General features: G+C 72.4%; 18 protein-coding genes. 4 read left to right on the top strand and 14 right to left on the bottom strand.

The window, feature by feature from the left end; translation table 11 throughout:
* Window positions 1-54 precede the first annotated feature (54 nt).
* Window positions 55-1,464, bottom strand: a complete 1,410-nt coding sequence (gene glnA, locus ACH4EB_RS01585; protein ID WP_031004201.1) for a type I glutamate--ammonia ligase — start codon at window positions 1,462-1,464, stop codon at window positions 55-57.
* Between the two features lie 420 nt (window positions 1,465-1,884).
* Here glnA and ACH4EB_RS01580 point away from each other — a divergent pair, with 420 nt between their 5' ends.
* Window positions 1,885-2,352, top strand: a complete 468-nt coding sequence (locus ACH4EB_RS01580) for an RDD family protein (protein ID WP_398345216.1) — start codon at window positions 1,885-1,887, stop codon at window positions 2,350-2,352.
* Between the two features lie 461 nt (window positions 2,353-2,813).
* Here the strand turns inward: ACH4EB_RS01580 and ACH4EB_RS01575 are convergent, their stop codons facing one another.
* The 4 genes from ACH4EB_RS01575 to lipB form a co-directional block, all read right to left on the bottom strand.
* The gene (locus tag ACH4EB_RS01575) at window positions 2,814-3,527 is read right to left on the bottom strand and encodes a DUF4191 domain-containing protein (protein WP_398345215.1); all 714 of its coding nucleotides are present in this window, start codon (window positions 3,525-3,527) and stop codon (window positions 2,814-2,816) included.
* A 10-nt stretch (window positions 3,528-3,537) separates the two neighbouring features.
* Window positions 3,538-3,756, bottom strand: coding sequence for a hypothetical protein (locus tag ACH4EB_RS01570; protein WP_398345214.1), 219 nt, complete (start codon window positions 3,754-3,756; stop codon window positions 3,538-3,540).
* Between the two features lie 234 nt (window positions 3,757-3,990).
* Window positions 3,991-4,941, bottom strand: coding sequence for a lipoyl synthase (gene lipA / locus ACH4EB_RS01565; RefSeq protein ID WP_398345213.1), 951 nt, complete (start codon window positions 4,939-4,941; stop codon window positions 3,991-3,993).
* A 177-nt stretch (window positions 4,942-5,118) separates the two neighbouring features.
* Entirely contained in the window at window positions 5,119-5,934 is an 816-nt protein-coding gene (gene lipB, locus ACH4EB_RS01560; RefSeq protein ID WP_398345212.1) for a lipoyl(octanoyl) transferase LipB, read from the bottom strand.
* A 367-nt stretch (window positions 5,935-6,301) separates the two neighbouring features.
* Here lipB and ACH4EB_RS01555 point away from each other — a divergent pair, with 367 nt between their 5' ends.
* Complete coding sequence (locus ACH4EB_RS01555) at window positions 6,302-7,876, top strand: regulator (RefSeq protein WP_398345211.1); 1,575 nt, start codon at window positions 6,302-6,304, stop codon at window positions 7,874-7,876.
* A gap of 167 nt (window positions 7,877-8,043) precedes the next feature.
* On the opposite strand, the gene ACH4EB_RS01550 is transcribed toward ACH4EB_RS01555, so the two are convergent.
* Together ACH4EB_RS01550 and ACH4EB_RS01545 are read right to left on the bottom strand one after the other, a co-directional pair.
* A complete protein-coding gene (locus ACH4EB_RS01550; protein ID WP_398345210.1) occupies window positions 8,044-9,270 on the bottom strand; it encodes an FAD-dependent oxidoreductase in 1,227 nt (408 codons plus the stop codon).
* Between the two features lie 910 nt (window positions 9,271-10,180).
* Complete coding sequence (locus ACH4EB_RS01545) at window positions 10,181-11,113, bottom strand: TIGR01777 family oxidoreductase (protein ID WP_398345721.1); 933 nt, start codon at window positions 11,111-11,113, stop codon at window positions 10,181-10,183.
* A gap of 41 nt (window positions 11,114-11,154) precedes the next feature.
* On the opposite strand from ACH4EB_RS01545, the gene ACH4EB_RS01540 reads away from it, so the two are divergent.
* The gene (locus tag ACH4EB_RS01540) at window positions 11,155-11,646 is read left to right on the top strand and encodes a GNAT family N-acetyltransferase (protein WP_398345209.1); all 492 of its coding nucleotides are present in this window, start codon (window positions 11,155-11,157) and stop codon (window positions 11,644-11,646) included.
* A 37-nt stretch (window positions 11,647-11,683) separates the two neighbouring features.
* On the opposite strand, the gene ACH4EB_RS01535 is transcribed toward ACH4EB_RS01540, so the two are convergent.
* The 3 genes from ACH4EB_RS01535 to ACH4EB_RS01525 form a co-directional block, all read right to left on the bottom strand.
* On the bottom strand, window positions 11,684-12,538 hold the full coding sequence (locus ACH4EB_RS01535) for an alpha/beta fold hydrolase (RefSeq protein ID WP_398345208.1): 855 nt from the start codon (window positions 12,536-12,538) through the stop codon (window positions 11,684-11,686).
* A complete protein-coding gene (locus ACH4EB_RS01530; protein WP_398345207.1) occupies window positions 12,535-13,128 on the bottom strand; it encodes a TetR/AcrR family transcriptional regulator in 594 nt (197 codons plus the stop codon). Before ACH4EB_RS01530 ends, ACH4EB_RS01535 begins: the two co-directional genes overlap by 4 nt.
* Before the next feature lie 133 nt (window positions 13,129-13,261).
* The gene (locus ACH4EB_RS01525; RefSeq protein WP_398345720.1) at window positions 13,262-13,780 is read right to left on the bottom strand and encodes a DUF4240 domain-containing protein; all 519 of its coding nucleotides are present in this window, start codon (window positions 13,778-13,780) and stop codon (window positions 13,262-13,264) included.
* 132 nt (window positions 13,781-13,912) lie between these two features.
* On the opposite strand from ACH4EB_RS01525, the gene ACH4EB_RS01520 reads away from it, so the two are divergent.
* Window positions 13,913-14,911 carry an SDR family oxidoreductase gene (locus ACH4EB_RS01520; protein WP_398345206.1) on the top strand — a complete coding sequence of 333 codons (999 nt, stop codon included), beginning with the start codon at window positions 13,913-13,915 and terminating at the stop codon, window positions 14,909-14,911.
* 36 nt (window positions 14,912-14,947) lie between these two features.
* On the opposite strand, the gene ACH4EB_RS01515 is transcribed toward ACH4EB_RS01520, so the two are convergent.
* The 4 genes from ACH4EB_RS01515 to sucB all read right to left on the bottom strand — a co-directional run bounded on the left by ACH4EB_RS01515 (window position 14,948) and on the right by sucB (window position 21,711).
* A complete protein-coding gene (locus tag ACH4EB_RS01515) occupies window positions 14,948-15,919 on the bottom strand; it encodes a helix-turn-helix transcriptional regulator (RefSeq protein WP_398345205.1) in 972 nt (323 codons plus the stop codon).
* A 315-nt stretch (window positions 15,920-16,234) separates the two neighbouring features.
* Window positions 16,235-18,895: a pyruvate dehydrogenase (acetyl-transferring), homodimeric type gene (gene aceE, locus ACH4EB_RS01510; protein ID WP_398345204.1), complete on the bottom strand. Its 2,661-nt coding sequence runs from the start codon at window positions 18,893-18,895 to the stop codon at window positions 16,235-16,237.
* Between the two features lie 216 nt (window positions 18,896-19,111).
* Window positions 19,112-19,735, bottom strand: coding sequence for a GntR family transcriptional regulator (locus tag ACH4EB_RS01505; protein WP_365848327.1), 624 nt, complete (start codon window positions 19,733-19,735; stop codon window positions 19,112-19,114).
* Window positions 19,736-19,911: 176 nt separating this feature from the next.
* Window positions 19,912-21,711 (bottom strand): 2-oxoglutarate dehydrogenase, E2 component, dihydrolipoamide succinyltransferase, encoded by a 1,800-nt coding sequence (gene sucB, locus ACH4EB_RS01500; protein ID WP_398345202.1) that lies wholly within the window; start codon window positions 21,709-21,711, stop codon window positions 19,912-19,914.
* Window positions 21,712-21,757: the final 46 nt, after the last annotated feature.

The following is a 21,757-nucleotide window of genomic DNA, read 5'->3' as shown; positions in this document are numbered from 1 at the left end:
CGCTTGGTCGGGGGCACAGCCATGTGCACAGCTACCGGCGCGTGGCCTTGGCCTTTAGAGGTCGAAGTACAGCTCGAACTCGTGCGGGTGCGGGCGGAGTTGGATCGGGGCGATTTCGTTGGTGCGCTTGTAGTCGATCCAGGTTTCGATGAGGTCGGAGGTGAAGACGCCGCCCTGCTGGAGGTACTCGTTGTCGGCCTCAAGGGCGTCGAGGACGGCCGGGAGGGAGGTGGGGACCTGCGGGACGCCCGCGTGCTCCTCGGGGGCCAGCTCGTAGAGGTCCTTGTCGATCGGCTCGGCCGGCTCGATCTTGTTCTTGACGCCGTCCAGGCCCGCGAGGAGGAGGGCGGAGAAGGCGAGGTACGGGTTCGAGGACGGGTCCGGGGCGCGGAACTCGACGCGCTTGGCCTTCGGGTTGGAACCCGTGATCGGGATGCGCATCGCGGCGGAGCGGTTGCGCTGCGAGTAGACCAGGTTGACCGGGGCCTCGAAGCCGGGGACCAGGCGGTGGTAGGAGTTCACCGTCGGGTTGGTGAAGGCGAGCAGCGAGGGGGCGTGCTTGAGGATGCCGCCGATGTAGTAGCGGGCGGTGTCCGAGAGGCCCGCGTAGCCCTGCTCGTCGTAGAAGAGGGGCTCGCCGCCGGTCCACAGGGACTGGTGGACGTGCATGCCGGAGCCGTTGTCACCGAAGATCGGCTTGGGCATGAAGGTCGCGGTCTTGCCGTTGCGCCAGGCGACGTTCTTCACGATGTACTTGAAGAGCATCAGGTCGTCGGCGGCGGCGAGGAGCGTGTTGAACTTGTAGTTGATCTCCGCCTGGCCGGCCGTGCCGACCTCGTGGTGCTGGCGCTCGACCTTCAGGCCGGCCGCGTCGAGCTCCAGGGAGATCTCGGCCCGCAGGTCGGCGAAGTGGTCGACCGGGGGAGCCGGGAAGTAGCCGCCCTTGTAGCGGACCTTGTAACCGCGGTTGTTGACCTCGGAACCGGTGTTCCAGGCGCCGGCCTCGGAGTCGATGTGATAGAAGGACTGGTTCGCCGACGTCTCGAAACGGACGTTGTCGAAGACGTAGAACTCCGCCTCCGGACCGAAGAACGCGGTGTCCGCGATGCCGGTGGAGGCGAGGTACGCCTCGGCCTTCTTCGCCACGTTGCGCGGGTCACGGCTGTACTGCTCGCCGGTGATCGGGTCGTGGATGAAGAAGTTGACGTTCAGGGTCTTGTCGCGGCGGAACGGGTCCACGCGGGCGGTGGAGAGGTCGGCGCGCAGGGCCATGTCGGACTCGTGAATGGCCTGGAAGCCGCGGATCGAGGAGCCGTCGAAGGCGAGCTCCTCGGTCGGGTCGAACGCCTCCGCCGGAACCGTGAAGTGCTGCATCACACCGGGCAGGTCGCAGAACCGGACGTCGACGAACTTGACGTCCTCGTCCGCGATGAACTTCTTGGCCTCATCGGCGTTCTGGAACATCCAACTCCTCCTAGCCCGGTCACCGGCGGTCGGCGGCGCGGGATTGCTACTCGGAGCGCGCCATGTGCGGTGGCGCGCTTGCCCGACCATAGGCAGGCGGGATTTCCCAAGCATGACCCATTTGTTTCGCCGAGGTTAACCGCCGCGCGGCCCATTTCGGGAGGTGATGTGCGGGGAAGGGGGGCGGAGAGGAAGGGCGGAATCGGTCATTCCGAGGGGGCGGGAGGTGCCGGGTGCGTGGGGTGACGCGGGGTTGGGGCCGGGCGGTACGGGGCGGTACGGGGACAGGTCCCTGGGCAGGCCCCTACGGTCGCGTCGGGTGGCGGTGGGCGTCGTACGGCGGCTTCGGCGCGGCCCTCGGGGGCCGCCGGTGGTGCCCCGCGAACGGGAGAACGTATGCGGTCGCAGTACCGTGGACGGGTGGACAACAGGCAAGCAATCGGATCGTGGATCTCCGGGCCCCGCGCGGCAGCCGAGGACATGGGCGTCGAATTCGGCCACCGCGGGCAGCGGCTCGGGCTGCCGGAGGAGGGGCCGGGCTCGATCGCGCGCCCCGGCCGGCGCTTCGCCGCCCTCTTCATCGACTGGGCGCTGTGCATGCTCGTCGCGTACGGGCTGCTCAGCCAGGGGCGGGCCGACGCGACGAGCAACTGGGCGCTGGCCGTCTTCGCGGTGCTCAGCGTGCTGACGGTCGGCACGGTGGGCTTCACGCCCGGCAAGCGGCTGGTGGGCCTGCGGGTCGTCGCGGAGGGCGGCGGACGGCTGCCCCTGCTGCGCGTGGTCCTGCGGACGCTGCTCCTGGTGGTGGTCATCCCGGCGGTGATCTGGGACCGCGACGGCCGCGGCCTCCACGACCGCCTGGCGCGCGCCGTACAGGTGCGGATCTGATTCCAGCGCGGGTCTGATCCGGTGCGGGTTTGCTCCCAGTGCGGGTTTGCTCCCACCGCGTCTGATTCCCGTCCGGATCTGATCTTCGGTCTGATCTTCGGTCTGATCCGGAGGGGCGTACGGGGACGTGCGGGAGTGTATGGGGACGTACGGGGACGTACGGACCAGGCACCCGCGTGCGCCGTACGGGGACCTCGTACGGGCCGTACACGTCCTATGGCCGTACACGTCCGGGCCGTACAAGCCCTACGAACCGGATGGCCCAGCCGGGCGCCACACGCCCCCAGCCAAGCGCCCCCATCTCCCACGGCGGCCCCGAGGCGCGCGCACCCGGCCACGCCCGCCCACTGCCCCCCCCCGCTGCCGTCATCCCCCAACCCCCGAGGGGCCCAGGACCACAAGGTCCTGGGCCCCTCGGCCGTTCCGGTGATGGGAGCCGCGCGGCGCGCGGGCGATGCGGCTCAGCGCATCTTGCCGCCGCCGCCCTTCGGCATCCGCATGCCCTTGGGCATGGGGCCCTTCGGCACCGGCATGTTGCTCATGAGGTCGCCGAGGGCGCGCAGACGGTCGTTGACGGCCGTGACCTGGCCGCCGGGCAGGGTGCGCGGGAGCTTCAGGAGGGTCGTACGGATCTTCTTGAGCGGGATCTCGCCGTCGCCGTCGCCGACCACGAAGTCGTGGACCGGGGCGTCGGCGATGATCCGGGCCATCCGCTTCTTCTCGGCGGCCAGCAGGCCGCGTACACGGTTCGGGTTGCCCTCGCCGACGAGGACGATGCCCGCCTTGCCGACGGCGCGGTGCACGACGTCCTGCTGGCGGTTCATCGCCACGGCCGGGGTGACCGTCCAGCCGCGGCCCACGTTGTCCAGTACGGCCGCCGCCGCGCCGGGCTGGCCTTCCATCTGTCCGAAGGCGGCCCGCTCGGCACGGCGGCCGAAGATGATCGCCATCGCGAGGAAGGCCAGGACGAATCCCAGGATGCCCAGGTAGACGGGGTGGCCGATCAGGAAGCCGAGGACGAGGAGAACGCCGAAAACGACGATGCCCACGCCGGCGACGACAAGACCGACCTTGGGGTCGACCCGACGGGTCATCTTGTAGGTCTGGGCGATCTGCTTCAGTCGCCCGGGGTTCGCAGCGCCCTCAGCGCTGTCTGCTTTTGCCTTCCTCGCCATGGGGCGCAGTTTACGTGGCGTTCGGGCCTTCGGTCGCCGCGGCCTCCAGTACGTGCTGGGCCTCGTTCCGGTCCCTGGCGCGGCGCCGGTCCTCCAGCACCGATGTCCACGCGTTCCGGCGGGCGGTGCGCTGGCCCGAGCGCATCAGTACGGACTCCACCGCGCGCAGGGCGTCGGTGACCGACGGGATGGGGAGAGCGGCGGTGGCGCGAGCGGGCGCGGCCTGCATGGCGGGTTCCCCTTCTGGAGGAATGATGGATGCTTTCTGTGAAGCCATCGTTACAGATCGGTGTTACCAACTGATGACCCACCGGTCAAACACCGATGAAACGTTGACGCGGCCCGCACCTCCCCTGCCTGGGGGTGTGCGGGCCGCGTCAGCGCAGCGTGTGCCAGGACTCACATTCCGGCCCAGGGGTCAGCGCCGCCCCATGCGGTCCGGACGGCTCGTGCCGGGTACGGGTCAGAGGGCCTGCGCCGACTCCTCGACCTGGCGGCGCTCGATCGCCTGCTGGTACAGGCGGCCGGCGCGGTAGGAGGAGCGGACCAGCGGACCGGACATGACACCGGCGTAGCCGATTTCCTCGGCCTCTTCCTTCAGCTCCACGAACTCGGCGGGCTTGACCCAGCGCTCGATGGGGTGGTGCCGCACCGACGGGCGCAGGTACTGCGTGATCGTGATGAGTTCGCAGCCCGCGTCGTGCAGGTCCTGCAGCGCCTGGCTGATCTCCGCGCGCTCCTCGCCCATGCCCAGGATCAGGTTGGACTTGGTGACCAGGCCGGCCTCGCGGGCCTTGGTGATGACGTCGAGGGACCGCTCGTAGCGGAAGCCGGGGCGGATGCGCTTGAAGATCCGCGGCACCGTCTCGACGTTGTGCGCGAGCACCTCGGGGCGCGAGGAGAAGACCTCGGCGAGCTGCTCGGGGACCGCGTTGAAGTCGGGGATGAGCAGTTCGACGCCGGTGTCGGGCATCGCGGCGTGGATCTGGCGGACGGTCTCCGCGTAGAGCCAGGCGCCGCCGTCGTCCAGGTCGTCGCGCGCGACGCCGGTGATGGTGGCGTACTTCAGCTCCATGGTCCGGACGGATTCGGCCACCCGGCGCGGCTCGTCGCGGTCCAGCTCCTGCGGCTTGCCCGTGTCGATCTGGCAGAAGTCGCAGCGGCGGGTGCACTGGTCACCACCGATGAGGAAGGTCGCCTCGCGGTCCTCCCAGCATTCGTAGATGTTGGGACAGCCCGCCTCCTGGCAGACCGTGTGCAGGCCCTCTTTCTTGACCAGGCCCTGCAGGTGGTTGTACTCGGGGCCCATCTTCGCCCGGGTCTTGATCCACTCGGGCTTGCGCTCGATGGGGGTCTGGCTGTTCCGGACCTCCAGGCGCAGCATCTTGCGTCCGTCGGGTGCGACAGCGGACACGTCCGGCTCCCTACGACTTCGTTTCTTCGGCGTACACCAGGGTACGCCCGTCAATTCGCACGTCTTTACGTGCAGGCCAACCCCGTATGGCAGGGGCGCATTCCTCGCGGTCGGTTTTCGCGGCTCGGTGACCGGTTCGGCCGGTCCGGGATCGGACCGGACCGGCCGGTGACCGGCTCAGACCGCCCGCGGGAGCAGCACGGCGTTCTCCAGCACGTCGCGCAGGTGCTTCTCGACGACCGGCAGGACATCGGCGATGGTGACGTCCCGGCCGAGTTCGCCCGCGAGGGAGGTCACCCCGGCGTCCCGGATGCCGCAGGGGACGATCTTGTCGAACGAGGTGTTGTCCGGGTTCACGTTGATCGCGAAGCCGTGCATCGTGACGCCCTTGGCGACGCGGATGCCGATCGCGGCCAGCTTGCGGTCCTCGCGGCGCTGGCCGGCGTTGGACGGGGCGTACTCCGGGCCGTTCAGCCGGGGGTCGAACTCCTCGTCGGCCGTACGGGGGTCGAAGTCGAGCGAGAGGCCGCCCAGGGACGGGCGGTCCGCGATCGGGTCACCCAGCACCCAGACGCCGCTGCGGCCCTCGATCCGGGTGGTCTCCACGCCGAACTCGGCGCAGGTGCGGATGATGGCCTCTTCGAGACGCCGTACGTGGGCGACCACGTCGACCGGGCGGGGGAGCTTCTGGATCGGGTAGCCGACCAACTGGCCCGGACCGTGCCAGGTGATCTTGCCGCCGCGGTCGACGTCGATGACCGGGGTGCCGTCCAGGGGGCGCTCGCTGTCGTCCGTGCGCCGGCCCGCCGTGTAGACGGGCGGGTGTTCCAGCAGCAGGCAGGTGTCCGGGACCTCGTCGGCGAACCGGGCGGCGTGCACCCTGCGCTGTTCCTGCCAGGCCGTCTCGTAATCGACGGCGTCGGCGCCGAAGCCTAGCTGGACAAAGCGCAGCCCCTCGGGTGCGGGGGTGTCCCCCCGAGAGATCGCAGTCACGGCAGCTCCTCAGCTCCTCTTCGAACTTTGTCGAGTCCTTCGCGCCCACGCCAACTGTACGGCGGGGGCGGACGGGTCCCGCAGGCACCCGGTGCGCGGGCCCGGTGCGCGGGCGCACGGAAGTGCCCCGGGAGCCCCGTGGCCGCTCATGGGGCCGCCGTCACGGGATGGGGCGGGGCCGCCCGGACATGCGCGGAGGACAGTACGAGCCCTGCTCACACGATCGGATGAACGCGTGGCGAAGGCGGCGAGAAAGCCGCTCAAGGCCGTTACATTCACGCCGTTCCACGAGGGCAGGGAGCAGCGCCGGACAGGGTCAGCCGAACCCGGGCAGCTCGGCCCGGAAGGCAGGAGACCGGTAAAGCTGATGACGGAACGACCCCCACAGCGCACGCCCAACCGACAGCTCGCCGCGCTCATCGCGGAGGCGGGATTCTCCAACGCAGGGCTGGCCCGCCGGGTCGACCAGCTCGGCCTGGAGCACGGGCTCGACCTCCGGTACGACAAGACGTCGGTGACGCGCTGGCTGCGCGGGCAGCAGCCCAGAGGCACCACGCCCGCACTGATCGCCGAGGTCTTCACGCGCAGACTGGGACGCCGTCTGTCGGCCCAGGACCTCGGCCTGGACGCCTGCGCGCCGGTGTACGCCGGACTGGAGTTCGCGTCCACGCCGAGCGAGGCGGTGGACATCGTCAGCGGTCTGTGGCGCAAGGACTCCGGCAGCCACGCGGAGCTGCGGAAGATCGCCTTCACCCCGGCCGGGCTGGTGGTGCCCAGCCGCGACTGGCTGATCGGGCGGGCCGACGAGCGGGTCGCGCACGGTGACGCGGCCGAGCCCGCCGGCCGGCTGTCCGGGCCGGGACGGATGCAGGTGTCGGTGCCCCGGCAGCGGCAGATGGACCGCGGCGGCCCCGACCGGGCCGGCCACCCCGAACGGGCGGAGCGCGCGGGGGCCGCCGAACGCGCCGGGCGCACGGACCGTCCCGAGCGCCCCGAGCGCACGGAACGCACGGAACGCTCCGACCGGGCGCACGCCTACCGGGTGTCCGCCGGTGACATCAAGGCGCTCCGGTCGGTCGGCGAGCTGTTCCGGGCGCTGGACCACGCGTACGGCGGCGGCCACGCCCGCCAGGCCCTGGTGCGCTATCTGGAGCACGAGGTCGAGCCGATGCTCCGCGGCACGTACGGCGAGGCGGCCGGGCGGCGGCTGTTCGCGGCGGCCGCCGACCTGACGCGGCTGGCCGGCTGGACGTCGTACGACATCGCCGCGCACGGCCTGGCGCAGCGTTACTTCGTCCAGGCGCTGCGGCTGGCACAGGCGGCCGGGGACCGCGCGTACGGCGCGTACGTCCTGGTGACCATGAGCCGGCAGGCCGTCTACCTGGGCCACGGGCGGGAGGCCGTCCAGTTGGCGCGGGTCGCCCAGCAGGGCGTCGGCAGCAACGCGCCGCCCGTCGTACAGGCCCTGCTGCACTCGGCGGAGGCGCGCGGGCACGGCGTACTGACCGAGGTACGGGCGTGCACGGCCTCGCTCGCGCGGGCGGAACGGGCGCTGGAGACGGCGCGGCCCGGGGACGACACGCCCTACTGGGCGCGCTTCTTCGACGAGGCGCAGCTCGCCGACGAGCTGGCGCACTGCCACCGCGACCTCCAGCAGTTCCGGGCGGCGGCTCAGCACGCGGAGCGCTCGCTGCAACTGCGCGGCGCCGGGTTCGCGCGCAGCCGCCTGTTCTGCCGGGTGGTGCTGGCGACGGCCCGGCTCGGCCTGGGCGAGCTGGAGCAGGCCTGCGCGCTGGGCGCGGAGGCGGCACTCCAGGCGTCGGAGATGCGGTCCGTACGGGCACACGAGTACGTCCGCGAGTTCGAGCGCCGGCTGGAGCCGTACCGGGACGCGGCGGCGGTACGGGGGTACCGGGACCGGGTGGCGGCCATGAAGGGGTGACGGGCGGGGCCCGAGAGGGGTGCGGGAGCGGCTGGTGAGGCCGGTGGGGCGGGGCGCGTGATCGCGGTCCCGCCCCCTTCGTGTGCCGGTATTCGGACGCGTGGGTGGGTGAGGTGGGGGTGTGAGGTGCGGTCGGGGACGGCCGGCGGGGGCCGGGAGGCCGGGGCTCAGGCTGCCGCGGAGAGTTCGCAGGGCTCGCGGAACGGGGGCAGGCGGAGGTCGTCGAGCGCGGCGCGGGCGGCCCGGCGGCCGGAGCGCAGGGCGCCCTGGACGGTGCCGGTGTCCCGGTGGTCGCCGCACACGTACAGCCCGGCCAGCAGCCGCACGGACCGGTCCGGGTCGTGCGGTACGGGCATGGCCGGGACCGCCTCCGGGTCGTGGTGGGCGGCCAGCAGCTCCCAGGTGTCGGTGGACGTGCCGTAGATCCGGTCGAGCTGGGGCCGGACCGTCTTGTCCAGCGCCCGGGCGGGCAGCGTGGCCGGTGCGCCCAGCACGGTCGTGGTGACCAGGGCGCGGCCCGCCGGGGCACGGGAGGGGTCGGTCTCGCTGGCGACGTAGGTGTGCGCGACCGGGCCGTCGGCGGGCAGGAAGAACACCGGTTCGCGGGCCGGGGGACTGTCAGTGGTGTGGTGCACGATGGTCACCGGGTGGAAATCGGGGACCCGCAGCCCCGGGAGCAGCTCTGCCGCGTCGCGTGCTCCGGTGGCCACGAGCACCGAGCGGCAGGGGAGCTGCCCGTGGTCGGCGGTGGTGACGCTGGTGGTCGAGACGGAGACGGCGCGTACGGAGGTGCGCACGGTGCCGGGGGGAAGGGAGGCGGCGAGGAGTTCCGGCAGGGCCGAGGCGCCGCCGGCGGGCAGGCACAGCCGTCCGCGGGCGAAGGAGCGCAGGGCCTGGGCGGCGCTGCGGCTGGAGCCGGTGAGCCCGGGGTCGCACAGGAGGGCGGACAGGAGGGGGCGCAGGAACCCGTCGGGAATGTACGGCGGGAAGGCCGGACGGGCGGCCAGTGCCTGGGCGACGGGGCGGTCGGCGCGCCGCTCGGAGCGTGAAAGGGCGCGCGCGGCCGAAAGTGCGCCCCTTGTGCTCCGGGGCGCACCGACGCGCTGCGCCCGCTGGCCGTTGTGGAGACAGAGCCCGGGGGAGAAGTGACGCAAGACCAAGCCGTCGAGGCCGGGGGTGGTGCGCAGTTCGGGATACGAGGTGACGAGTAGTTGGCCGGTGCGGTCCAGCCGGAAGCCGTCCAGATGATCGGTGGTGGTCCGGCCGCCGGTGCGTGGGGCGGCCTCCAGCACGGTGACCGTGGCTCCCGCGCTGGTCAGATGGTGGGCGGCGGCGAGACCGGCGAGGCCGGCCCCGACGATGACGACGTCCACGGTCGATGCGGTGCGCAGCACGTGCCCTCCCGAGGTCGGTCCCGGTGCCGGCGCTATGGGGCTTCTGCCCCGAACCGGCGCGCGGGATGCCGAGTTCGTGAGGTTGGAACCTTAAGAAGGGCGGTGGCGGGGGCGCGATCGCGCGTAGACCGCGCACGGGCGCACGATGCGGCACGGAATGCGGCACGCAGTGCCGCGAGCGGCCGGTACGTCGGTGGGTGCGGCGCCGCGGTCGCCTGCGGTGGCGGGTGGGTGGCACTCGGTGCGGTGCGCCTTCGGCGCGGTGGGCGGGGTGCGGTGCGCCTTCGGCGCGGGGGTGGGGTGCTGGGCGCGGTGCGTCTGCCGCGCGGTGCGTCTGCCGGGCGGTGGGCGGAGGGTGCTGGGCGTCCGGTCGCGGGTGGTCTTTCGGCTGCGGCCGTGTGGGGGCTCTGCGGTGCGGGTGCGCGTGCGGCCGTGACCGGGTCGCGCGGTGGGTGCGGTGCGATGCGTCCGTAGCCGCGGGTGCGGCCGTGACCGGGCCGCGTGATGGATGCGGTGCGGTGTGGCCGTGGCCGCGGGTGTGTGTGGCGGGTGCGGTGCGTCCGTAGCCGCAGGTGCGTGGTGGGCGTGGTGCGGGTGCGGCCGTGACTGCCCGCGTGTGGGTGCGGTGTGGTGTGGCCGTGGCCGCAGGTGTGGGGTGGGGGCGGTGGGCCTTCGGCGAAGGTGGGTGTGGGGCGGGGCCCGCCGCTGGTGGGTGGTGTGGGCCGGGGCCGGGGCTCCGGGGCGCGTTCCTGGACTGCTGCGCTTTACGTCCTGGAACCCGCCCCTCCGCCCCGGCCCCTCGGTCTCGTGGCGGGCCGCGCCCCGGTGGTGAGGGAAAAGATCAAGGCGTGCGCGCTGTCCGAATGGGGTGAACAGCAAGGCGTGTGCGCTGCCTGAGTGGGGTGGAGGGTCAGGACGTGAGTGCTGCCCGGATGGCGTCGTCGGCCTTTGGGTGGGTGAACGTGAAGCCGGTGTCCAGGAGGCGTTGGGGGATGATGCGTTGGCTGGCCAGGATGTTGTCGGCGAAGTCGCCCAGGGCCAGCCGCAGGGCGGGGGCCGGGACGGCGAACGGGGTGGGGCGGCGCAGGACGCGGCCCATCGCCGCGGTGACCTCGCGGTTGGTGACCGGCTCGGGTGCCGTGAGGTTGACCGGGCCGCTCAGTTCCTCGGTGTCGATGAGGTGCCGGAGGGCGGCGATGTGATCGTGCAGGGAGATGAAGCTCCAGTACTGGCGGCCGTTGCCGAGCCGTCCGCCCAGGCCCAGCTTGAACAGGGGGAACAGCCGTCCCCAGGCGCCGCCCTGGCGCCCCACGACCAGCCCGGTGCGGGGGAAGACCGTACGGATCCCGGCCTCGACGGCCGGGGCGGCGGCCTCCTCCCAGTCGACGCAGACCCGGGCCAGGAAGCCGTCGCCGGGCGGTGCCGACTCGTCCGTCCGCCGGTCGCCGGTGTCGCCGTAGTAGCCGATGGCGCTGCCGCACACGAAGACCCGCGGCGGGGTGTCGAGGGAGGCGATGGCCTCGGCGAGCGCCGCCGTACCGAGGACGCGGCTGTCCCGGATCTCGCGTCGGTACGCCTTGGTCCAGCGGTGGTCGCCGACGCCCGCGCCCGCGAGGTGCACGACGGCGTCGCAGCCCGCGAGTCCGGTGGCGTCCACCGTCTGGCGCTTGGGGTCCCAGCGCACCTCGTCGGCGGCGCGCGGCGGGTGCCGGACGAGCCGGACGATGTCGGGCTGCTGCCCGGTGTCCGACGGGCGGGTGGCGCTCTTCTCGCGGAGGGAGCGCAGGAGTGCCGTTCCGATGAGGCCGGTCGAGCCGGTGATGGCGATCCGCATGCCGGCCATACTGCCCTGCCCGGAGGCGCGCTCGTGGCACAGTGGCACGCATGTCCGAATCGTTCGTCCGTACCGCCGTTCTCGCCGACGAGGAGCCGCTCGCGGTCCTGGACCGCCGTACGTGGTCGACGCTGCACTCCGTGACGCCCCGGCCGCGGCCCCCGTACGTCCGGTTCTTCGACAACCGGCACCGGCCCGAGGACCTGCTCGTGGCGGAGACGGCGGGGCGGCTGTCGGGCTATCTGCGCCTGGTGCCGCCGACGGCGCTGCCCTGCAACGCCCACGTCCGGCAGATCCAGGGACTGGCCGTGGACACCTGGGCGCGCGGCCGGGGCGTCGCCCGTACGCTGCTGGACGCGGCCTGCGCACAGGCGGCGGACGAGGGGGCCCGCCGCATCACCCTGCGTGTTCTCGGCCACAACACCCCGGCCCGCAGGCTCTACGAGTCGGCGGGCTTCGCGGTGGAGGGCGTACTGCCCGGGGAGTTCCTGCTGGAGGGTGAGTACGTCGACGATGTGCTGATGGGTATGGCGCTGGTCTGAGACGGGGCGCCGACGAAGCGCCCCGCCCGTCGGGCCGCTATGCGCTCAGCGCCTTCTTGAGCGCTTCGGCGTATTCGGCGGGGTGTGTGGTCGAACCGGTGTGGCCGCCGGGGAAGTGCAGGAGTTCCGTGCCGAGGCGGTCGGCGAGGAAGGCCGCCGGCCGGTAGGGCAGCTCGCCGCGCGAGTCCTGGCCGCAGGCGAGCACCAGCCGGTCCGAGACCGCCTGGAGCCGGTGGAGGTCCGGGGCATAGGACATGAAGCCGGGGACGATACGGCCGACGAAGTACGGCAGGTCGGCCATCGTCCGCTCGGCCCGCGCCGCCGCCTGCGGCGGAAGCTCGATCTCGGCCTTCTCGGCCTTCTCGGGCTCCGGCGCGGTGGTGCCGCCGTCCTTCTTCAGGCCCGCGGCGAAGACGGCCATCGCCGGCCCGAGCCCCTGCGTACGGAACGTCTCCTCTACGCGGGCGACGAGCGCGCGGTGTTCGGGGGCGTCCGGCAGGACCTCCACCACCGGCGGCTCGTGCGCCACGAGGCGCGCGACGCGTTCCGGGCGGGTGACGAGCAGGTGCAGGGCGGCGATGGCGCCCGAGCTGGCGCCGAAGACCCGGGCGGGCTCGCCGGGCGACAGCAGCTCCAGCATCCGGAACGCGTCGTCGGCGTGCTCGGCCACCCGCTGCTCGGCCTCGGGGTCGTCCAGCGGGCTGCGGGACATGCCGCGCGGATCGTACGTCGCGACGGTGTACGCGGTGGCCAGGGCGTCGGCGATGCCGTCGAAGGAGGCCGCGCCGCCCGACCCTCCGGGTATCAGCAGCAGGAGGGGGCCCCGGCCGCGTACTTCGTAGTGCAGGGTCGCGCCGTTCACGCGCAGGCTGCCGGTGGTGGGGCCGGTCATGACGGGTCTCCTTCTCGGGACGGGGGCCAGTTCTCCAGGAGGGTGTGGAGGGCGTCGAGGGCGCGGAGCCACGTCTGCTGCGGCGAGCGGTCGTGCGCGAAGCCGCCGGCGGCTTCCAGGGCGACGAAGCCGTGGAAAGTGCTGCGCAGCAGGCGGACGGCGTCGGTGAGGTCGGGTTCGGCCAGGCCGTAGCCGCGCAGCATGCCGTAGGTCAGCTCGACCGCGCGCCGTGGGCCGGGCGCGTTGGCGGCCAGCTCGGGGTCGATGCGCAGCGGGGTCTGCGTGGCCGCATAGCGGCCCGGGTGCCGGCCGGCGTACTCCCGCCAGGCGTTGGCGAAGGCGACCAGGGCTTCCTTGCCCGCGCGCCCGGCGGTCGCCTCCGCGATGCGGATGGTCTTCTCGTCCGCCGCCAGCAGCGCGATGCGTCCGCGCAACTCTTCCAGGCCGCGGACATGCGTGTACAGGCTCGCGTCCTTCACGCCGAGCCGCCGCGCCACCTGCGACATGGTCACCTGGTCGAAGCCGGCCTCGTCCGCCAGTTCGGCGCCCGCGACCGTCACCCGCTCCGCCGTCAGCCCGGCCCGCGCCATGTGCCCACGCCCCTGTGTTCCCGAAGTGGTCCTGGAGCCTCTAACACTCCTAGAGCCCCTAGGTATTTCCTAGGGGCTCTAGGTTAGCGCTGTGGGGCACGGGTTTCGCAAGCGAAAATCGTTCCTGCCGTGGTCAGGTGCCGAAGCGGTCCCACAGCCGGGGGAAGCGCTCCGCCAGGGCGCGGTCGTCATCCAGGTCGAGGTAGGTGCCGAGCGGTTCGCGGGGCTGCGCCGGCAGGCCGAGGTCCGGCATCTCGGCGCCGGTGAGCTGTTCGTACGCCTCGTCCGCCGCGTAGCCGAGTTCCTCCGCGTCGCCGTCCACCTCGTCGTCGAACGTGTCCAGCAGGTCGGCGAGGTGGTCGGGGTCGTGCAGGGCGCCCTCGAACACCTCCCGGCCCTGGCCGATCAGCCAGCTACGGAAGGAGTCGAAGGCGTCGTCGCTCGCACCGCCGAGCAGGATGCTCGCCGCGGCCCACAGGTCCCAGCCATAGGCGCGGTTGTCCCGGGACTCGAAGTGCCGGGCGAAGTCCACCACCGAGTCGGGGTCGAGAGCCACCAGCCGTTCGACGAGCGCGTCCGCCTGCTCCTCGGGGTCGCCCTCGGCGGCGTCGCGGGAGCTGTCGATCAACTGCCAGAACTCCGTCTCGTCCATCACGGGTCCAGCATCGTTGCTGCCGCACGGCGCCGCACGCGGAGTACCCCAGATGCGACGGTGTCGTTATCCGCGCCCCTTCGCGCGGAAAAGCGGACACAAGGTGTCGGGTTTCGGCGCGAAGGTCGTGCCATGCGAGAAGGAGAACTCACCATGGCCGGGGCCACCACTGAACAGGAGCCGCTCACCGGGAAGGTCGCGCTGGTCGCCGGCGCCACGCGAGGCGCGGGCCGGGCGATGGCGGTGGAGCTGGGCCGGGCCGGTGCCACGGTCTACGTCACCGGCCGTACGACCCGGGAGCACACCAGCGAGGTCGGCCGGGCGACGGAGACGATCGAGGAGACCGCCGAGCTGGTGACGGCGGCGGGAGAAGCGGCCCGGCGGGCCTCGGCCCACGAGGACGGCGCGGGCGGCACCGGCATCGCCGTACCGACGGACCATCTGGACCCGGCGGCGGTACGGGCGCTGGTGGAGCGCATCGACCGCGAGCAGGGGCGGCTGGACGTCCTCGTCAACGACCTGTGGGGCGGTGACGTGCATGTCGAGTGGGGCAAGAAGATGTGGGAGCACGATCTGGAGAAGGGGCTGCGCGTCCTGCGGCTCGGGGTGGAGAGCCACATCGTCACCAGCAGTTGCGCGCTGCCGCTGCTGGTCCGCCGGCCCGGCGGGCTGGTGGTGGAGGTGACGGACGGTACGGAGGAGTTCAACCGGCGCTACCGGGAGCCCTTCTACTACGACCTGGCCAAGAGCGGCCCCATCAGGATGACGAAGGGGCTGGCCCGGGAACTGCCGGAGTACGGCTGCACGGCGGTGTGCCTGACCCCGGGCTGGCTGCGGTCGGAGGCCATGCTGGACACCCACTTCGAGGTCACCGAGGAGAACTGGCGGGCGGGCTGCGAGCAGAACCCGCACTTCGCGATCTCCGAGACACCGGTGTTCGTCGGGCGGGCGCTGGCGGCGCTGGCCCGCGACCCGGACGTGGCCCGCTTCAACGGGCAGGCGCTCTCCAGCGGCGGCCTGGCGAAGGAGTACGGCTTCACGGACGTGGACGGGTCGGCGCCGGACGCCTGGCGCTACATCACCGAGGTCGAGCAGGAGGGGAAGCCGGCGGACACGACGGGGTACCGGTAGAGACCCGCCGGGTACGGGCCCCGGTGCCTCCCGCCGTCACGGCTCCCGGTAGAGGTCGTACGTACGTGCCGCCGCGGCGGCGAAACGCTCCCGCAGTGCGACCGGAGCCAGTACTTCCCCGTCCGGCCCGAGGCCCAGAAGCTGGCTGTAGGCGACGTCCAGGGACTCGACGGGCAGGGTGACGGTGAGCCGCCCCTGCTCGTCGGGCTCGCCGGCCGCCGCGAGCGCCTCGTCGGCGCCGGCGCGGTCGGTGACGTAGCGCAGCCGCCGGGCGCCCGAAGGCGTCAGCCGTACGGTCACCTCGTCCCGCAGGATCGAGCGGGCGAACTGGGCGGACCGCTCCGCCCAGAAGGCGGGCAGGTCGAAGTCCGCGCCGCGGGTGAAGCGCTCGGCGAGCGGGGTGACGGCGGTGAAGCGGTCGATCCGGTACACCCGCACGTCCTCGCCGACCCGTGCCGCGAGGTACCAGACGCCCGCCTTGAGGACCAGGCCGTACGGCTCCAACTCCCGCTCGACCTCGGTGTCCTTGCGGCGGTACCGGGTGGCGATCCGCCGGTCGTCCCAGACCGCGTCGGCGACGGCGGGCAGCAGTTCCGGGGTGGCCGGTTCCTGGTACCAGGCGGGCGCGTCGAGGTGGAAGCGCTGGGCGGCACCGTCCGCGGCGTCCCGCAGTTCGGGCAGCAGCGCGGCGGAGACCTTGAGGCGGGCGGCGGACGCGGCGTCGGCGAGGCCCATGTCGCGCAGCGCGGCGGGCACGCCGGACAGGAACAGCGCTTCCGCCTCGCTGCGGCCCAGGCCGGTCAGCCGGGTGCGGTAACCGCCGATCAGGCGGTAGCCGCCGGCCCGGCCGCGGTCCGCGTAGACGGGCACGCCGGCCTCGGAGAGGGAGAGCACGTCGCGGGCGACCGTACGCTCCGACACCTCCAGCTCGCGCGCCAGCTCGGCGGCCGTCATGGACGGGCGGGACTGGAGCAGCAGCACCATTCTGATCAGCCGGGCAGCGCGCATGGCTGCATCATGCCGGGCGGGGCGCGACCGTGCGACGGATCGTTTCCGTGAACCGATCCCCCGAACCGACCCCCTGAATCGTTTCCCCGAACTGATCCCTCGGCTCGTTCCCCGAGAGGCGATACGGAGCGAGCAGGGCGCGGCCCACGAGGGAGCCGCGCCCTGCCGGGAGAATCCCGTGCGAAGGCCCCGGGCGCGGTTGAGGTGGCCTCCGCACGGGAGCCGGGGGCACCGGACCGGAGCCCGGCGCGGGGGTGCGGACGCGGCGGACGGACCGCCGCGTCCGGTGGTGGCCCGAAAGGCCGTGTCGGTGGCCTACAGGCCGTACCGCTCCTTGGCCTCCTTGACCGTCTCCGCCTTCACGTCGCCGCGGCGGGACAGTGCGGCCAGGGCCTGCACCACGACCGACTGCGCGTCGACGCCGAAGTGGCGGCGGGCCGCCTCGCGGGTGTCGGAGAGGCCGAAGCCGTCGGTGCCGACGGAGGTCCAGTCCTGCTCGACCCACGGGGCGATCTGGTCGGGCACGGCGCGCATCCAGTCGCTGACCGCGACGACCGGGCCGGGGGCACCGGCCAGCGCACGGGTCACGTACGGGACGCGGTCCTCGCCCTCCAGACGGGCGGCGTCGCACTCCAGCGCGTCGCGACGCAGCTCCGTCCAGGACGGCGCCGACCAGATGTCCGCCGCCACGCCCCAGTCGCGGGCCAGGATCTCCTGGGCCTCCAGGATCCAGTGGATGGCGGTGCCGGAGGCCAGCAGTTGCAGGCGCGGCGCGTCGGCGGCGGCGGGCTCGGCCTCCTTGAAGCGGTAGAGGCCCTTGAGGATGCCTTCCTCGACGCCCTCCGGCATGGCGGGCTGCACCTTGGTCTCGTTGTAGACCGTCAGGTAGTAGAAGACGTCCTCCGCGTCCGGGCCGTACATCCGGCGCAGACCCTCCTTGACGATCACCGCGACCTCGTACGCGAACGCCGGGTCGTAGGAGAGCGCCGCCGGGTTGGTGGAGGCGATCAGGTGCGAGTGGCCGTCCGCGTGCTGGAGGCCCTCGCCGGTCATCGTCGTCCGGCCGGCCGTGGCGCCGATGACGAAGCCGCGGCCGAGCTGGTCGGCGAGCGCCCAGAACTGGTCGGCGGTGCGCTGCCAGCCGAACATCGAGTAGAAGATGTAGAACGGGATCATCGGCTCGCCGTGGGTGGCGTACGAGGTCGCCGCCGCGGTGAAGTCGGCCAGCGAACCGGCCTCCGTGATGCCCTCGTTGAGGATCTGGCCGTCCTTGGCTTCCTTGTAGTACAGGAGCTGGTCGCGGTCGACCGGGTCGTAGGTCTGGCCGACGGGGGAGTAGAGCCCGGCGGACGGGAACAGCGACTCCATGCCGAACGTACGGGCCTCGTCGGGCACGACCGGCACCCAGCGCTTGCCGGTCTCCTTGTCCCGCATCAGGTCCTTGACCAGGCGGACGAACGCCATGGTGGTGGCGATCTCCTGCGAGCCGGAGCCCTTCTTCAGGGCGTCGAACGCCTTGTCGGCGGGCATCGGGAGCGGCTTGGCGACGACCTTGCGGGCCGGGGCCGGACCGCCGAGGGCGGCGCGCCGCTGACGCAGGTACTCCATCTCCGGGGAGTTCTCGTCCGGGCGGGCGTAGGGCACCACGTCCGCGTCCAGGGCGCTGTCCGGGATGGGCAGCTCCAGGAGGTCCCGCATGGCGCGGAACTGCTCGCCGGTGAGCTTCTTCATCTGGTGGTTGGCGTTACGGGACTCGAAGCCCTCGCCGAGGGTGTAGCCCTTGACGGTCTGCGCCAGGATGACGGTCGGCGCGCCCTTGTGCTCGACGGCGGCCTTGTACGCGGCGTACACCTTGCGCGGCTCGTGGCCGGCGCGGGAGGTCTGGAACAGCTCCAGCAGCTTGGCGTCCGACAGGCCCTGGGCGATGCGGCCGAGCGCCGGGTCCGAGCCGAAGAAGTGCTCGCGCAGGTAGGCGGCGTCGCGGGTGGCGTACGTCTGGAACTGCGCGTCCGGGGTCTCGCGCAGGCGGCGCAGCAGGGCGCCGTCGGTGTCCCGGGCGAAGACCTCGTCCCACGCCTGGCCCCACAGGGACTTGATGACGTTCCAGCCCGCGGCGCGGAACTGGGCCTCCAGCTCCTGCACGATCTTGAAGTTGGGGCGGACCGGGCCGTCCAGGCGCTGGAGGTTGCAGTTGATGACGAAGGTCAGGTTGTCCAGGCCCTCGCGGCCGGCCAGCGCCAGGGCGGCGGTCGACTCGGGCTCGTCCATCTCGCCGTCACCGAGGAACGCCCACACGTGGGAATTGGCGGTGTCCTTGATGCCGCGGTGCTCCAGGTAGCGGTTGAAGCGCGCCTGGTAGATCGCGGAGAGCGGACCGAGGCCCATGGAGACGGTGGGGAACTCCCACAGCCAGGGCATGCGCCGCGGGTGCGGATAGGAGGGCAGGCCGTCACCGGCCGCTTCCTGGCGGAAGCGGTCGAGCTGGTCCTCGGTGAGGCGGCCTTCGAGGAAGGCGCGGGCGTAGATGCCGGGGGAGGCGTGGCCCTGGATGTAGAGCTGGTCGCCACTGCCGTCGCCTTCCTTGCCCCGGAAGAAGTGCTGGAAGCCGGTCTCGTAGAGCCAGGCCGCCGAGGCGAAGGTGGCGATGTGGCCGCCGAGGCCGAGGCGGGAGCCGCGGGTGACCATGGCGGCCGCGTTCCAGCGGTTCCACGCCGTGATCCGGGCCTCCATCGCCTCGTCACCCGGAAACTCGGGCTCGGCGGAGGTCGGGATGGTGTTGACGTAGTCGGTCTCCAGCGGCGCGAGGCCCGGGGCACCGGTGTGCTCCACGGCACGGCGCATCAGGTAGGCGGCGCGGTGCGGACCGGCCGCCTTGGTGACGGCGTCCAGGGACTCGCGCCACTCGGCGGTCTCCTCCGGGTCGCGGTCCGGGACCTGGTCGAGCTGGCTGTACGGCATACGTACGGGATCGGGCATGGGTGGCCCCTTTCCGGACGGAGGAGGGAGGTGCGATGAGTGCTTGGCAGGCAGGGGTCGCGCCCCACCGACGACGATACGCCTCTGATCGATGATCGATCAACGCAAGTTGAAGGAAAAACCGCAGGTCGGCACGGGGTGCCAGCCTTTTAGGCACGGGGTGCCAGGCTGTCTGCGGCTCCGAATCGTAGGTGAAAGCGCCGCGGACCTGCGGAATCAGACCCGGGGGGCGCAGCTCAGCACATGCGTCTTCAGCAGCTCACCGATCCGCGGATCGCGGCGCCGGAACGCGTCCACGATCTCCTGATGGTCGCGCGCGTGCGAACGCGGCTCCGGGCTGAACCAGCGGATCGAGAGCGTCGTCCACACCTCCACGCCCAGCGACTCCCAGGTGTGCAGCAGGACGGCGTTGCGGGCGGCGCGCACGATCTCGCGGTGGAAGGCCACCGTGTGCCGCACCTGCGCCTCGCCGTCACCGTGCCGGTCCGCCTCGCACAGCGCCGCCACCTCCCGGTCCAGCGCCGCGGTGTCCTCGGCCAGCCGCCCGGCGGCCAGTTCGGCGGCCACCTGCTCCAGACCGGCCCGTACCGGGTAGCTCTCCTTGAGGTCGTCGGCGGTCAGATTCCGTACCCGTACGCCCTTGTTCGGGGCGGACTCGATCAACTGGAGTGACTCCAGCTCACGCAGCGCCTCCCGTACGGGCGTCTGGCTGACCTCCAGCTCGACCGCGATCCGCCGCTCCACGATCCGCTCACCGGGCTGCCAGCGGCCGCTGACGATCCCCTCCAGGATGTGCTCGCGGATCTGCTCGCGGAGCGAATGGACGACGGGCGGGGTCATGACGTGCTCCTTCAGAGCGTGCGGCAGACGGCGGCCGGATGCCCGCGCCGGAAGGCGGTACGGGAGACCACCGCAGGACGGCCATTATCCGTGCAACGAAAACGGGTCGGCCCCGGCTCGTACGAACTTGTACGAACCGGGGCCGACCCTGCACACCTACGCGGTGGCTACCGTGTTCAGAGACCGATCTCGGTCTCGAACTCGGCGGCCTCCAGGATCTGCTTGACCGTCGTCAGGTAACGGGCCGCGTCGGCACCGTCCACCAGGCGGTGGTCGTAGGAGAGCGCCAGGTAGGTCATGTGGCGCACGGCGATGGTCTCGCCCAGCTCCGGGTGGTCGACGACCACCGGGCGCTTGACGGTGGCACCGATGCCCAGGATGCCGACCTGGTTCGGCGGCACGATGACCGTGTCGAACAGCGCACCGCGCGAGCCGGTGTTGCTGATCGTGAAGGTCGCGCCCGACATGTCGTCCGGGCTGATCTTGTTGGTGCGGACCTTGCCGGCCAGCTCCGCGGTCTTGCGGGCGATGCCGGCGATGTTCAGGTCGCCCGCACCCTTGATGACCGGGGTCATCAGGCCCTTCTCCGCGTCCACCGCGATACCGACGTTCTCGGTGTCGAAGTAGGTGATCGTGCCCTCGTCCTCGTTGATCCGGGCGTTGACGACCGGGTGGGCCTTCAGCGCCTGGACGGCGGCCTTGACGAAGAACGGCATCGGGGAGAGCTTGACGCCCTCACGCTGCGCGAAGGCGTCCTTGGCCTTGTTGCGCATCCGCATGATCTTGGTGATGTCCACCTCGACCACGGAGGTGAGCTGCGCCTGGCTGTGCAGGGCCTTCATCATGTTGTCGCCGATGACCTTGCGCATCCGCGACATCTTGACGGTCTGGCCGCGCAGCGGCGACGCCTCGATGGCCGGGGCCTTCGACGCCGCGGCCGGAGCGGCGGCAGCGGCCGGGGCGGCCTGCTTGGCGGCCTCGGCGGCGGCGATGACGTCCTGCTTGCGGATCCGGCCGCCGACGCCGGTGCCCTTGACCGAGCCCAGGTCCACGCCGTTCTCCTGGGCCAGCTTGCGGACCAGGGGGGTGACGTACGCGGCGTCCGCCTCACCCGCGGCCGGGGCCGGGGTGACCGGGGCGGCGGCCGGAGCCGGCGCCGGGGCCGGAGCGGCCGGGGCCGGGTCCGGGGCGGGGGTGGTGACCTGCTGCGGCGCGGGCGCCGACGGGGCCTGCGGCGCGGGGGCCTCCTGCTTGGGGGCTTCCTGCTTCGGGGCCTCCTGAGCCGGGGCCGGGGCCGGGGCGGCGGGGGCCTCGGCCTGCGCCGGGGCGGAACCCTTCGCGCCGATGACGGCCAGCTTGGCGCCGACCTCGGCGGTCTCGTCCTCGCCCACCAGGATCTCCAGCAGGGTGCCGGCGGTGGGGGCGGGGATCTCGGTGTCGACCTTGTCGGTGGAGACCTCCAGCAGCGGCTCGTCCTCGGCCACCTCCTCGCCGACCTCCTTGAGCCAGCGGGTGACGGTGCCCTCGGTGACGCTCTCGCCGAGCGCGGGGAGGACGACGTCCGTCCCCTGGGTGCCGCCGGCCGGGGCCGCGGGGGCTTCCTGGGCGGGGGCCGCGGAGGGCTCCGGCTGGGCCGGGGCTTCCTCAGCAGGCTGCGCGGCGTCAGCCGCTCCGGTGGAGCCGCTGCTTGCGGCGGACTCGGCCTGCGCCGGGGCGGCTTCGGCCGCGGGGGCGCCGCTGCCGTCGTCGATGATGGCCAGCTCGGCGCCGACCTCGACGGTCTCGTCCTCGGCCACCTTGATGGAGGCCAGCACGCCGGCGGCGGGGGCGGGGATCTCGGTGTCGACCTTGTCGGTCGACACCTCCAGCAGGGGCTCGTCGGCCTCTACGCGCTCACCCTCGGCCTTGAGCCAGCGGGTGACGGTGCCCTCGGTGACGCTCTCGCCGAGCGCCGGAAGGGTTACGGAAACCGCCATGGTTTCTCTTGCTCCTTACAGAAAAGTGCGGATGTGGTCGCGCCCG

The sequence above is a fragment of the Streptomyces sp. NPDC018045 genome (assembly GCF_044327445.1).
Taxonomy (GTDB): Bacteria; Actinomycetota; Actinomycetes; order Streptomycetales; family Streptomycetaceae; genus Streptomyces.
The sequence above is the reverse complement of the archived record's forward strand: the minus strand, read 5'-3'. Positions and strand labels throughout refer to the sequence as shown.

Coding starts and splice junctions, on each gene's coding strand:
- glnA (WP_031004201.1), bottom strand. CDS start 1,464: ATGTTCCAGAACGCCGATGAGGCCAAGAAGTTCATCGCGGACGAGGAC.
- ACH4EB_RS01575 (WP_398345215.1), bottom strand. CDS start 3,527: ATGGCGAGGAAGGCAAAAGCAGACAGCGCTGAGGGCGCTGCGAACCCC.
- ACH4EB_RS01570 (WP_398345214.1), bottom strand. CDS start 3,756: ATGCAGGCCGCGCCCGCTCGCGCCACCGCCGCTCTCCCCATCCCGTCG.
- ACH4EB_RS01555 (WP_398345211.1), top strand. CDS start 6,302: ATGACGGAACGACCCCCACAGCGCACGCCCAACCGACAGCTCGCCGCG.
- ACH4EB_RS01545 (WP_398345721.1), bottom strand. CDS start 11,113: ATGGCCGGCATGCGGATCGCCATCACCGGCTCGACCGGCCTCATCGGA.
- ACH4EB_RS01540 (WP_398345209.1), top strand. CDS start 11,155: ATGTCCGAATCGTTCGTCCGTACCGCCGTTCTCGCCGACGAGGAGCCG.
- ACH4EB_RS01535 (WP_398345208.1), bottom strand. CDS start 12,538: ATGACCGGCCCCACCACCGGCAGCCTGCGCGTGAACGGCGCGACCCTG.
- ACH4EB_RS01530 (WP_398345207.1), bottom strand. CDS start 13,128: ATGGCGCGGGCCGGGCTGACGGCGGAGCGGGTGACGGTCGCGGGCGCC.
- ACH4EB_RS01525 (WP_398345720.1), bottom strand. CDS start 13,780: ATGGACGAGACGGAGTTCTGGCAGTTGATCGACAGCTCCCGCGACGCC.
- ACH4EB_RS01520 (WP_398345206.1), top strand. CDS start 13,913: ATGCGAGAAGGAGAACTCACCATGGCCGGGGCCACCACTGAACAGGAG.
- ACH4EB_RS01515 (WP_398345205.1), bottom strand. CDS start 15,919: ATGCGCGCTGCCCGGCTGATCAGAATGGTGCTGCTGCTCCAGTCCCGC.
- aceE (WP_398345204.1), bottom strand. CDS start 18,895: ATGCCCGATCCCGTACGTATGCCGTACAGCCAGCTCGACCAGGTCCCG.
- ACH4EB_RS01505 (WP_365848327.1), bottom strand. CDS start 19,735: ATGACCCCGCCCGTCGTCCATTCGCTCCGCGAGCAGATCCGCGAGCAC.
- sucB (WP_398345202.1), bottom strand. CDS start 21,711: ATGGCGGTTTCCGTAACCCTTCCGGCGCTCGGCGAGAGCGTCACCGAG.